The organism is Streptomyces spiroverticillatus (assembly GCA_014650415.1).
In the GTDB taxonomy this organism is placed as follows: domain Bacteria; phylum Actinomycetota; class Actinomycetes; order Streptomycetales; family Streptomycetaceae; genus Streptomyces; species Streptomyces spiroverticillatus.
In genome coordinates, this window is the sequence record BMUX01000001.1 from 346,922 (window position 1) to 359,451 (window position 12,530).

Genomic DNA, 12,530 nt, shown 5'->3' on the forward strand with positions numbered 1-12,530 from the left:
GCGAGTGCGTTACGTCGAGCCGCGGCTCAGCGCCGCATGCGGCTCAGCCGACGCCACCGGCGCCGAACAGAACCCGCAGCGGTCCCCTATCAGCTGGATCCCGCACCAGTGGCACTGCTCGATGCGCACCGAGGAGACGAGCTGGTAGAGGACGGAGACATCGGGCAGGAAGGCCGCGAACTCGACCGTCTTCGGCGTGCCCCACCAGCCCGCCGACGCCGCCGGCAGCCCGACCTCCTGGACGCCCTGCACCTGCCAGGCGGGGGCCAGGGTCTCCGTGACCCAGGTGGACGACAACTGACCCGCCCCGACCGCCAGTTGCGTGGCGAATTCCGGCCCGGCCAGCTTCTCCTCGCCGCCCACCTTGATCAGCTGCGGCTCCGGATTGGCCAGTACGGCGAACTGCGTGCCCGGCATCCACGATTTCGCGTGCGACTTGAGCGTGACCGGGATGCGGTCGAGCTTGGTGACGGAGTTGAGGAGTGCGCCCGCGTAGACGTAGTGGGAGAGCAGGCGGGCCGCCGAGGCGACGACGCCCGCACTGAAGTCGCAGACCGAGAGCTGGCGCAGTTGGCGGGTGAGGACGGCGATGCCCAGGGGCGGGAGGTCCAGCTTGAGGAGGGCGATGCGGTCGGTCTCCAGGACCGAGCGGACCGTGTGCAGGCGGTGCTCGTGGGCCGGCGGGAGGGAGGAGGGGTAGAGGGCGACCAGGTAGCCGTGCCGTTCCAGCAGGACGTTCGTCTCGGCGAGGGCCGCGTCGAGGGACTGGCTGCCGGGCGGCTGGAGGACGGCGGCGGTCGGGGTCTGCCGGTCGGTCGGCGGCAGCACCAGGTCGGCGCTGGTCACGGCTATCGCTGTCGGCACGTCGATGTCCCCGCTCCCCGTTGCCCGACCCTGTTCGTCCGCGCTCGTACACGTTCGTACGTGTTCGTACCTGTTCGGCTGTGTCCTTGTGCTGTCGCTCTTCTCGCTTCTTTCGCTCACGCGTGGTGCAACCACTCGTCACCACACGTGGTGCATCTGCACTTTAGCCACGTCATACGGGGGAGAGAACAGCTTCCAGAGATCCCGTACGCCACTCAACTCCCCGTTTTTCCCGGTGAGTTGATCTTGTTCGGTGAGTATTCGCACTCCGTTTGCCCGCGCAGGGCGACTGCCACCCCACGTCACTGCTGCACTACCGCTTGTGATCATGCGTTCCGTTTGCCGGTCGGGGGAGACGGTTTCGGGCCAAACTTCGGCGCGACGGCGAGAAGCCGCCCACAATGGGCGCAGTGATCCACTTGACATCCGAAATGGCCTGAACCAATTTGGTCAGCTTGGCCGTTTTTGAACGGCTTGCCCCGATGACGACCGACTGGAGTCCGTACGTGCGCCACGCATCCCGCATCCGTCGCTTCACCCTCGGCACGGCTGCCGCCGTTCTCGCCGCCGGGATGCTGGGAGCCTGCACGTCGGACGGGCAGGAGAAGCCGGACGGCGGCCCCAAGGACGCCCCGGAGCAGACCTCCGCCGCCCCGAAGCCGACCCCCAAGGCGCTGGGCGCGCCCCAGGTCCCCCGGCACGCCCTCACCGGCTACTGGCAGAACTTCCGCAACGGCGCCACGATCGAGAAGCTGCGCGACGTCTCCGACGCGTACGACATCATCGCCGTCTCCTTCGCCGACCTCGCGGACGAACGCGGCAAGGTCGGCTTCAAGCTCGACACCGGCGGCCTCGGCGGATACCAGGTCGCGGAGTTCAAGGCCGACATCAAGGCCAAGCAGCGGGCCGGCAAGTCCGTGATCATCTCGGTCGGCGGCGAGCACGGCAAGGTCGAGGTCGACGACGGCGAGACAGCGAAGCGCTTCGCGGACTCCGTGCACGCACTCATCACCGAGTACGGCTTCGACGGCGTCGACATCGACACGGAGAACGACGGGTTCAGCACCGAGTACATGACCCGCGCCCTGAAGGACCTGCACGGCCGAATCGGCCCGAAGCTGGTCGTCACGATGGCCCCGCAGACCAAGGACATGCAGTCCACGGACAGCGACTACTTCAAGACCGCCCTGAACATCAAGGACTTCCTGACCGTCGTCAACACCCAGTTCTACAACTCGGGTTCGATGAAGGGCTGCGACGGCAAGGTCTACCAGCAGGGCACGGTCGACTTCCTCACCGCACTGGCCTGCATCCAGCTCGAAGGCGGCCTCGACCCCTCGCAGGTCGGCCTCGGCCTCCCCTCCAACAAGCGCAACAAGGACGCCGGTTACGTCGACCCCTCGGTCGTCAACAAGGCCCTGGACTGCCTGACCAGGGGCACCAACTGCGGCAAGTTCAAGCCCGCCAGGACCTACCCGGGGCTGCGCGGCGCGATGGCCTGGTCGACGAACTGGGACGCCAAGGACGGGCACGCCTGGTCGAAGTCGGTGGGCGCGCACGTACGGTCGCTGCCGTAGTCGCCCGATTCCGTACGGGGCGGGGCCGCCCGGTGCTCGTCGGAGGCGGCGGGCTGCACCTCCCGTCGCAGCGCCGGAAAGCTGTGCCCCAGGGGCACCAGCAGCAGGAACAGCCCCGCCCACATCGCCAGCGCGAAGCTCCACAGCCCCATCACCACGGCGATGGCCAGATGGAAGCCCAGCCCCGGAACCAGCAGCCACCACCGCCACCGCTGCGGAATCAACAGGGCTGCCGCCAGGGCGACTTCGAGCGCGACCGGCACCCAGGTGAGCGCGACCACCCCCACCGGCGAGCCGACCACGGCGTCCGTCACCGGGCGGAGCCAGCCCGGGGCTCCGAAGGACGGGTTGTTCATCCAGTAGTACATGGCGCTGCCGTCCGCCCACTCGGCGTGCGGCAGCTTCGCGATGCCCGCCTGGAAGTAGACGAACGCCATCTGCAACCGGGCCATCACCCACGCACTCACCCCGAGCAGCACCCACACCCGCCCCGGCACCGGGCCCGGTGACGGCTGCTGCCAGTGCCAGCGCCGGGAGTCACCGAGCCCGACCAGCGCCAGCAGCAGCGACAGGATCCAGGTGAGCTGGTCGCCGCCGTCGCCGATCGCGATGCCGGAGAACACGCTGAAGCTGATGTACGCATGCGGAAGCGCCGTCCAGCGCGGCCGCCAGCCCGACGCCACGACCAGGAGCACGGCCACCAACACCCAGCGCAGGAGGGTGAATTGGCCGTGCGGCACGAGACAGAAGGCGCCGCTCGCGGTGATGCCGTGGCACAGCGGATACGTGCCCATGGTCGCGACGGGGCGGAAGAGGGTGTCCGTACTGCTGAGGGCGAGGGTCCCGGCGGTGCCCAGCGCGAGGAGGGTGCGGGCGAGGCCGTAGGCGTTGGTCCACGGGAGCGGGAGGCTCCGGGTTCCCCGAGTGCTCTGAGCATGGGGCTTCGCGGGCTGGTTCAGCATGTGACGTCCAGGGTGAGGAGCCGCTCGGGGGTCAGACGTTCGGGGACCAGGTCGCGCCAGGCCCAGGGCACCGGCTTCTCCTGGACGAGGGCCACGCGGCCGCAGAGGGTCGGGGAGGGCGAGGGGTTCTCGACCCGGCGCACGGGCGGAGCCGCCGCACCGCCGTCGCTCCCGGCGAGGCACCCGTCCGGGCCGCTCCCGCCCCCCTCCCCGCACTCGCGCCAGTCCTTCTCCGAAGCCCGGTCCAGCAGCAGGGCAATCTCGATGCCCTGCGAGCGGGAGCCCCGGTCCAGGCCGAACGCGTTGCGCGGCGCGGCGTGCGGAGCCAGCAGCAGGGAGCCCCAACTCCCCTCCCCCGTCCGCCCGTACGGAAGCACTTCCGCGTCCCGCGCCGACTTGGTGAAGAACGCCCAGCCCTGCGGGGCGAGGTTGGCCACGGTGAACGTCACCCGGTCCTGACCGGGCAGGGCCAGCACGTTCTTCGGGAGCTGTACCTGGGCGACGTACAGGAGGAAGACCCCCCACACGACCACGACGGCCAGCACCGCACGGGACGGAACCGGCACCCGTCGCGGGCCGGGCCCTTGCGTCGTCAGTCTTCGGCAGAGGTCGCGCGCCGCGCGCAACCGGTTCGTGCTTCCCACGTGAGTGTTCCCTCGCCCCGCGCTTGTTGTAGACATGACACACGGCGGGCGGGACCCACCGGCGCGCACAGCAGCCCCCGCCCCCGCACTCGTACTGGCAACTCCGCCTGGATCAGGCGGTCTTCAGCAGGTTCGTCACCGAGGCGACGGCCTCGTCGTGACCGAGGGCGCCGTCGGCGCCCTGGGGGGCCACGCTCCAGAACCAGTTCTTCGCCTTGACGAAGTTGGCACCGACCGCGACGGTCACGGTCACCACGGCGCCGGCGGCCGTGAACACCGCGGCGACGTGGACGGCCGCCGCGGCGACAGCGACGGTCGCACCGCAGCGCTGGCCGTTCTCCGGGACGCGCGCGGACTTGTCGCCCTTGGTCAGCTCGGCGACGAGCTTGGCCTGACCGTCGTTGACGGCGGCCTCGACCCGGCGCGGGTCGCCGCTGCGGCTCTTGCGGCTGAACTCCGCGAAGAATCCCGGGTGCTTGGCGTCGATACGGTCCATCAGCGCGTCCGCGACCTTGACCGACTCGGCCTTGTCGTTCTGGGCGAGGCCCTTGCGCAGGTCGGAGAAGAGCGGGCTGCGGGACAGCGACTCGCCGACCTGCCCCTGGCCGAAGTACAGACCGCCGAAGACGGCACGCCCGTCCTTCTCCAGGGCAGCGGCGGACGCGGCCGACGGCACCGCCGCGACGACGGCGGCCGGGGCGGACGCCCCGGCGCTCGGGGCCGCCGACGCGGTAACCCCCGTGATGGACAACGCGGCCGCGGTGAGCCCCGCGACCAGGCCGATGGTGCGCCGATTGTGCTTCATGCCATTTCCCCTCGGACACTCGTAAGGGTGTGACGGCGCGACGAATCAGGAGGACACGGTTGATGTCCCCCCGAATCGCGGGCTTGATCAGGAGACTGCCAGCAGCCGATCACTCCGGACCGGTTTGCCGTCCACCTTTGACGCGCCCCTAACCGAGTGCAGGGGGCACCTGGTTGTGGAGCACACCCCGCACCAGGTCCAGCAACTCCTCGTCCGAGATCCCGAGCCGCCGCGCATCCAACACCAACGCACCGATCATCCCCACGAGTTGAGCCCTACGCAGCCCGTCCCCACGGGTGACCGTGGCCCCTCTCCCCCGGCGCATGTCCACGAGCCCCTCCTCGCGCAGGCGTTGATATCCGCGCAGTACGGTGTGGACGTTCACGCCGAGAGACTCGGCGACCTGGCGGGCCGGGGGAAGCCGGGCGCCGGGGCCCAGTTCGCCGTCCGCGACTGCTCTCCGTACACAAGCAGCGACTTGGTCGCCCAGCGGGACGGCGGAACCGGTGTCCAGCCGGAACAGCACGTCAGTCCCCCGCCCCGCTGCCACCGCTCCTGCGTTCGCGCTCCGTGAGGGCATTGCACAGGGCTGCCGCCGAGGCCGCGTCGTCCACCGTCACCACGAACTCCCGCCCGGTGGCCAGGTGCAGGGACAGCGCGTCACCCGACCTCAGTACGATCCCGCTCGCGCCCGGACGCATCCGGTACCCCCACCCGCCGAAGTCGCCCAGGGCGCTGACCTGGCGGTGTCCGGCCGTCTCGATCCGGTCGAGCGGAACGTTCATCCTCGGCCGGGACAGCAGTACGGGCGAGACGGTGAGCCCGTGCCGGTCCACGGTGACGCGCGCACCCGTGACCGTGGCCAGCAGTGCCCCCACGACAAGGACCGGGACCGCCGGCCCCCAGCCCGTGGTGAGCCCGACCACCGCCCCGAGCGCCAGCGTGGCGAGGCCCACGGCGGGCAGCACCCGCGACCCGGTCACCCGCGTCCACCCGGCCGTCTCGCCGTCGGCCAGCTCCAGCCGGGGCACGCCCTCGGCGTCCTCGCCCGGCCCGTCGCCCTCGGGTACGGGCTCCCCCGCGCCCGCTCCCGCGAGCAGCCACACCACCGCACCGACCAGCACGGCCCCGCCGAGGGCCGCCGCGAACTGCCAGAAGGGGAAGTGCGCGACGCGGCCGCCGAACCGGGCGCCGGTGTCCGCGTTCGCCACGAGCACGGCGACGACCGGCCAGCCGAGGAGCACGGCGGACGCCGCGCCCGCCGCCACGGTGGTCCGCTGCCCGCCGGGCGCCTTCAGGGCCGCCCGGCAGACAACCGTGAAGAGAACCCCACCACCCACCAACAGACCGAGCGAGACGGCAAGGAAGACACCCCACGCTGTGTGCCCGTCCGGGACCCCCTCGGCACCGAAGTGCGTGGCCAGGGCATCAGGCAGCCGCCCCCGCAACCGTACGAACGTCACGGCCACCGCAACCGCCGCCACCAGAAAGGGCAGCCCCACGAGCAACAGCAGCCGCCCCTGCCGGCTCTTGTCCCGACCCATCGAAAACCCCGCCTCCCACTGTGCGCATGCCGCTAGAACAACTAGGTGTTGTTCCGGCCTCCGCAGTCTTGCCCGGAGGCCGGAACACCCACAACGACGTGCCCGTATGGAAGCCGTCAAGCGGACCGACGGAACGTCAAAGTCCCGTCAACGCATGGCAGATGACCCTCAGAACAGATCAACGACCTGCTTCACGCACAGCACCACGAACATCAGGCCGGCCAGGGCGAGCATGAGGTTGCTGAGCCAGCCGTTGCGCCATGCGGCGGGCGTACGGGAGGTGTTGAGCAGCCACAGCAGCGTCAGCGCCAGGAACGGCATGAAGAACGCGCCGAGCACTCCGTACAGCACGACCAGGCCGAACGGCTCCCCGCTCCAGAGCAGGGCGATCGGCGGGAAGGTCAGCCACAGCAGGTACGCCCGGAAGGGCAGGGACTTCTCCCGCTTGCCGGTCGCGACCTCCTCGACCATGCCGCCCGCGTCGGCGACCGCGCCCTCACCCGCGGCCTTGGCCTTGCGCTCGCGCTGGATGCGCTCCACGAAGTCCGCGAACATCAGGCTCACCCCGTGCCACACGCCCACCAGCGCGCCGAACGAGGTCGCGAAGAAGCCGATCAGGAAGAGCTTCGCGGTCACGACCCCGAACTTGTCCTCCAGTACGCCGCCGAGGTCGACCAGCCCTTCCTCGCCCTTGCCGAGGGCGATGCCGGACGAGTGCAGCAGCTCGGCGCCGATGATCAGCATCGCGACGACGAAGACGCCGGTGGTGATGTACGCGACGCGGTTGTCGAGCCGCATCACCTTCATCCAGCTCGCGTCGGTCCAGCCCTTGGAGTTCACCCAGTAGCCGTACGCGGCCATGGTGATGGTGCCGCCGACGCCGCCGATCAGGCCGAGCGTGTAGAGGATCGAGCCGTCCGGAAGGGTCGGCACCAGACCGGCGAGGGCGTTCCCGAGGTCGGGCGCGACCCGGATCGCGACGTACACGACCACCAGGAACTTCATCCCGATCACGACGGTCATGAACTTCTCGAAGGCCGCATACCGGTTGAACCACACGAAGATCAGCCCGAGCACCCCGCACAGGATCGCCCAGAACTGCAGCCCGGGGCCGGAGGGGAAGAGCGCGTCGAGCGGCAGCGCGGAGGTGGTCATCGCCGTGGCGCCGTACACGAAGCCCCAGATGACGACGTAGCCGGCGAAGTACACCGAGGTCCACTGCCCCAGACTGCGCCAGCCCTCGAACAGAGTCTTCCCGGTGGCAAGGTGCCACCGCCCCGTCGCCTCGGCGAGCGAGATCTTCACGATGCATCCGATGATCGCGGCCCACAGCAGGGTGTACCCGAACCGGCTGCCCGCGATGAGGGTCGCGACGAGGTCCCCGGCCCCGACCCCGGTGGCGGCGACGACGATGCCCGGCCCGACGTACTTCCAACTCGCCTTGCGCAGGGCGGGTTCGGCGAGTTCGGGGGTCACGCCCCCGTTGCCCTTCCCGGTGGATGTGCTGTCTGACATGGACTTTCCTGCCTCCCGTTGGCCCCCCACGGTGATCCGCAACACGGTGGGTCGCGGGGGCGGCCGGACGCAAGGGCCGGGGCAAGATCGTCTCCGTATCGCAGCCGGACGGGGCTCCTACGGCGTGTTGTTCGGGTATCCGCGGGCGGCGAGGTAGTGCCCGACCACGTACCCGATCTCCCCCAACCACTGCTGAAGCACGGCCGCCTTGCGGGCGTTGACGACGCACTCGAAGAAGCGCCCGTCGGGCAGAACGGCGGCGACCATGAGCCGCCGCCCGACCGGACTCGGCTTGAACTGCACGGTGAGCAGCTCACCCCAGCCGAACTCGGCGGTGTTGCCGTCGGCATCGAAGGACACCCCACTCGCGTCAATCACCACGCCAAAGTGGGCGTCCGTGGCAAGGAACTCGGGTCCGGGGGCGAGCAGTTGCTCGGGCGTGGCGGGGTGATACCCCGGCTGGGGCGCGGGCGGCGAATACTGCGGGACCGGGGGCTGGTGCTGCCCGGGGACAAACGCGGGCGGCGGCGGCCCGAAGGCACCCAGCGGCGCCGGTGGCTGCTGCCCATCGACACCACCCGGGTGCCCGTGTCCGTACTGGCTCATGGTGGGTGTCCGTCCGTCCCTGTCCGGTGCGTGCTGCCGAAGCCAGTATCGCGGGGGCACCCCTCCAGGGGCGCGGGGCTGTTTCGATCTGCGGTGCCCCGTCAGGGGCGCGGGGAACTGCGCGACCAGCCACGACGCACCCGCACGGAACCCTCCAACTGCCCCGCAGAGTTTAGGTGAAGGGGCGGGGCTGGGGACCCATTGGCCCAGCGGGCCGGGGCTGAACCGATCCGCCACCGGGAGGCGGTACCCCGCACGGCGGCCGGGGGCCAGCATCACCCGAACCGTGAGGCTGCCCGCACGGAAAGCCCTGCGGCTGCCCGGATGGTGGCCGGAGGACACACGGACCCACGCTGGAACGGACAACCCCCGTCGTACGTACGAGGAAGGGTCCCCCATGTCCATGTCGCCGCACCCCACCCCCCACCGCCACCTGCGCACCACAGCCGCCACCGCCCTCACCCTCACCCTCACCGCCCTGGCCCTCACCAGCACGCTGCCCGCGACCGCCGCCCCCACCCCCGACCCCGTACAGCACGCCCTCGACCGGCTCGTACAGGACGACGGCTACCCGGCGGCCTGGGCCGCCACCACCGACCGCGACGGCCGCACCCGGCAGGCCGTCGCCGGAGTCGCGGACCTGCGCACAGGAGCGAAGGCGTCGGTCGACGGGCGGACGCGGGCTGCAAGCGTCAACAAGTCCTTCACGGCGGTCGCGGTCCTCCAACTCGTCGGCGAGGGAAAGGTGTCCCTGGACGCCCCCGTCGAGAAGTACCTCCCAGGACTCCTGCGCGGCAACGGCATCGACGGCCGCCGCATCACCGTGCGCCACCTCCTCCAGCACACCAGCGGCCTGCCCGACTACACCCGCTACCTCGCGACCGACCTGGCGGACATGGCCGCCAAACGCCACCGCTACTACCAGCCCCGCACCCTCCTGGACCTCGCCCTGCGCCACAAGGCGGTGTTCCCGCCGGGCAAGGGCTGGCAGTACAGCAGTACGGGCTATGTGGTGGCCGGACTCCTCGTCGAGCAGGTAACAGGCCGCCCCCTGAACGAAGAGATCACCCACCGCGTCATCAACCGCGCCGGCCTCCGCAACACCTACCTCCCCACCCCCGGCGACCAACAAATCCAAGGCCCCCATCCCCACGGCTACTCCGCCCTCAAACAAGGCACCCCCTTCCTGGACGTCACCCAACTCGACCCCTCCTCGGCCTGGGCCGCGGGCTCCCTGATCTCGACCCCCAACGACCTCAACCGCTTCCTCTCCGCCCTCCTCACCGGCAAGCTCCTGCGCCCCGCCCAACTGGCCCAAATGCGCACCACCGTGGCGATCCCCGCCGACTCGGGCTACCCCGCGGGCACCCGCTTCGGCCTCGGCATCAGCAGCCAGAAACTGAGCTGCGGGGGCCTGCGCTGGGGCCAGGAGGGCGACTTCCTGGGTTACGCAACATCCCCGGGCGCAACCGACGACGGCCGAACCGCAACCGTCGCCGTCAACGCCAACCCGGGCCCGGCCGCACAGGGCCGCCAACACGTGGACCGCACCCTGGACACAGCCCTCTGCTCCCTCACGCCCCGACGCCCATAGCCGACGGCGCCTCCACACCCCCACAAAGGTGGGACACTTTCGCTCCCATGTGTCCCACTTTCGCGAGCCACTAGCTTGAGCCTCGGCCAGCCGACGGCCCGCACCCGCCGGACCCATGGCCACAGCCCCATTGAGGTCGGCGCACCCCCACCGGCCGCAACTGGCCGAACGCACCCGCCACCACGAACGACACCCCACCCACCCAGCGACGGATGGCACACGACTGCCACCGCTTCCCGGCGCCCCCACCCACCAACCCGCCGCCCGGCAACGGCGAACGGCCACTTCCCGAACCGTGTCCGGGGACCGTTTTTCGGGCTGTCCCCCCTCAAAGCCCAGCGCTGGAGGGTGGCCCGTCAAGGGTGGAGCGGGGGGGTACCCCCTGCTCGAGCGAAGCCGAGAGCTTGGGGGAGGAATCGGCGCAGCCGACGCGACGCAGGAGCGCCCTTTACGGGCCACCCGGAAGCGCGACCATGAAAAGAGGGGCGGCCCGCACCCGCACACCCGGCACGGGCCCACCCCACTTCCGGCGCTCCCCCGCACCCCGCACCCCGGCACGGGACGGGATGCTCCGGCACCCTCCCCCGCACACACCGACACGGGCCCGCCAGAAACGCGCCCGTACACGCGAACGCCCGCCGTGGGACCTCCGGCTCCAGCCCGAGGCCCCACAACGTCAGCCGGACCGCTAGATCACCAGACTGAGCAGCGCGGCCACCGCGAAGCCCGCCACGGACAGGACCGTCTCCAGGACCGTCCAGGACTTGAGGGTGTCGCGCTCGGAGATGCCGAAGTACTTGGCGACCATCCAGAAGCCGCCGTCGTTGACGTGCGAGGCGAAGATCGAGCCCGCCGAGATGGCCATGATGATCAGCGCGAGGTGGGCCTGCGAGACGTCCTGCCCCTGGACCATCGGAACCACGATTCCGGCGGTGGTGACGATGGCGACCGTCGCCGACCCCTGTGCGACGCGCAGCACGACGGAGATCAGCCAGGCGAGCACGATGACCGGGAGCCCGACGTTGTCGAAGGTCTCAGCGAGGGCCTTCGCGATGCCGCTGCCCTTGAGGACCGCGCCGAAGATGCCGCCGGCGCCGACGACGAGCAGGATGTTGCCGACCGGCTTGAGCGACGAAGTCGACACGGCTTCAAGGGACTTGCGGGACCAGCCGCGCCGGATGCCGAGCAGGTAGTACGCCAGCAGCAGGGCGATGGTGAGCGCGACGAACGGGTTCCCGAAGAACTCGATGACCGACCGCAGCGTGGACGGGTCCAGGGCGATCGAGGAGAAGGTCGCGCCGAGGATGAGGATGAGCGGCGTACCGATGATGGCCAGGACGGTCCCCAGCGGTACGGGATCCTCGCGCGGCTCGACCCCGGAGGCCTGCTGCTCGGCGACGACCGCCGCCTTCGCCTCCTCGGCCGCTTCCACCATGTCCTGCGGTACGGGTACGAAGATGCGCTTGCCGATCCAGGCGGAATAGACCCAGGCTGCGAGGACGGCGGGGATGCCGACCGCGAGGCCCATCAGGATGACCCAGCCGAGCGAGACCTTGAACAGCCCTGCGGCCGCGACCGGTCCGGGGTGCGGGGGCAGGAAGGCGTGGGTCATGGACAGGCCCGCGAGCAGCGGCATGGCGTAGAGAAGGACGGACTTGCCGCTGCGCTTGGCGGCGGCGTACACGATCGGCGCGAGGACGAAGATGCCGACGTCGAAGAAGACCGGGATGCCGAAGATGAGACCGGTGAGGCCCATGGCGAGGGGTGCGCGCTTCTCGCCGAAGAGGTTGAGCAGGCGCTGGGAGAGGACTTCCGCGCCGCCGGAGACTTCGAGGATCGCGCCGAGCATGGTGCCCAGGCCGATGATGATCGCGACGTGGCCGAGGATGCCGCCCATGCCCGTCTCGATGACCGAGATCGCGGTGGACTTCTGGACGGTGCCGAAGAGCTCGGTGACCGAGAGGCCGGCGGAGAGGCCCACCGCGACGGAGACGGCGAGCAGCGCGACGAACGGCTGGAGCCGGACCTTGATGATCAGGAAGAGGAGGAGGGCGATGCCGAGGACGGCGACGGTGAGGAGGCCGGGGGTGCCGCTGATGAGGGCCAGGAGGCCGCCGGTGTGGGGCGTCTCCTTGGCGGCGTCGGCGGCGAGGGATATGAGGGCGGGGGCGGGTACGGGTACGGGTGCTGCGAGCTGCATGTGCGGTCAACTCCGGGCGTTCCGGGGGACATCGTTGTCGCCCCGAGGGGGGTAGGAGAGAGCGGGGCTTCTTGCAGGTGCGGGGATTGCTTGGGGTGTTGTCGGGGTGGGCCTGCACCCTGTTGGGGGTGCGGGGGCTTGGGGGTGCGGGACTGTGTCGATGTGCGGGTCCGCCGCGCGGGCGCGCCCCTTCAGGGGCGCGGGGAACTGCGCGACCAG

Annotated in this window: 11 protein-coding genes; 2 read left to right on the top strand and 9 right to left on the bottom strand. The window is 70.5% G+C overall.

What is annotated here, in order from left to right:
- Positions 1–9: 9 nt before the first annotated feature.
- The gene (locus IE269_RS01615; RefSeq protein WP_189820839.1) at positions 10–864 is read right to left on the bottom strand and encodes a hypothetical protein; all 855 of its coding nucleotides are present in this window, start codon (positions 862–864) and stop codon (positions 10–12) included.
- Between the two features lie 506 nt (positions 865–1,370).
- Between IE269_RS01615 and IE269_RS01620 the strand changes: the two genes are divergently transcribed.
- On the top strand, positions 1,371–2,441 hold the full coding sequence (locus IE269_RS01620) for a chitinase (protein ID WP_308436927.1): 1,071 nt from the start codon (positions 1,371–1,373) through the stop codon (positions 2,439–2,441).
- Here IE269_RS01620 and IE269_RS01625 read toward each other — a convergent pair.
- From IE269_RS01625 to IE269_RS42920, 7 genes are all read right to left on the bottom strand, one after another.
- Positions 2,336–3,403 carry a sporulation-delaying protein SdpB family protein gene (locus IE269_RS01625; protein ID WP_189820841.1) on the bottom strand — a complete coding sequence of 356 codons (1,068 nt, stop codon included), beginning with the start codon at positions 3,401–3,403 and terminating at the stop codon, positions 2,336–2,338. The two genes, IE269_RS01620 and IE269_RS01625, sit on opposite strands and share 106 nt — an antisense overlap.
- Positions 3,397–4,047: an SdpA family antimicrobial peptide system protein gene (locus tag IE269_RS01630; RefSeq protein WP_189820842.1), complete on the bottom strand. Its 651-nt coding sequence runs from the start codon at positions 4,045–4,047 to the stop codon at positions 3,397–3,399. Before IE269_RS01630 ends, IE269_RS01625 begins: the two co-directional genes overlap by 7 nt.
- A 112-nt stretch (positions 4,048–4,159) precedes the next feature.
- Entirely contained in the window at positions 4,160–4,852 is a 693-nt protein-coding gene (locus IE269_RS01635) for a sporulation delaying protein family toxin (protein WP_189820843.1), read from the bottom strand.
- Positions 4,853–5,000: 148 nt separating this feature from the next.
- Positions 5,001–5,378, bottom strand: coding sequence for a GntR family transcriptional regulator (locus IE269_RS01640; protein ID WP_189820844.1), 378 nt, complete (start codon positions 5,376–5,378; stop codon positions 5,001–5,003).
- A 1-nt stretch (position 5,379) separates the two neighbouring features.
- Positions 5,380–6,396, bottom strand: a complete 1,017-nt coding sequence (locus IE269_RS01645; RefSeq protein ID WP_189820845.1) for a DUF1648 domain-containing protein — start codon at positions 6,394–6,396, stop codon at positions 5,380–5,382.
- Positions 6,397–6,564: 168 nt separating this feature from the next.
- A complete protein-coding gene (locus IE269_RS01650; RefSeq protein ID WP_189820846.1) occupies positions 6,565–7,911 on the bottom strand; it encodes an Nramp family divalent metal transporter in 1,347 nt (448 codons plus the stop codon).
- Between the two features lie 117 nt (positions 7,912–8,028).
- On the bottom strand, positions 8,029–8,289 hold the full coding sequence (locus tag IE269_RS42920; RefSeq protein WP_229897392.1) for a hypothetical protein: 261 nt from the start codon (positions 8,287–8,289) through the stop codon (positions 8,029–8,031).
- Positions 8,290–8,914: 625 nt separating this feature from the next.
- Between IE269_RS42920 and IE269_RS01660 the strand changes: the two genes are divergently transcribed.
- On the top strand, positions 8,915–10,111 hold the full coding sequence (locus tag IE269_RS01660) for a serine hydrolase domain-containing protein (RefSeq protein ID WP_229897393.1): 1,197 nt from the start codon (positions 8,915–8,917) through the stop codon (positions 10,109–10,111).
- A 688-nt stretch (positions 10,112–10,799) separates the two neighbouring features.
- On the opposite strand, the gene IE269_RS01665 is transcribed toward IE269_RS01660, so the two are convergent.
- Positions 10,800–12,311: a GntP family permease gene (locus IE269_RS01665; RefSeq protein ID WP_229897395.1), complete on the bottom strand. Its 1,512-nt coding sequence runs from the start codon at positions 12,309–12,311 to the stop codon at positions 10,800–10,802.
- Positions 12,312–12,530: the final 219 nt, after the last annotated feature.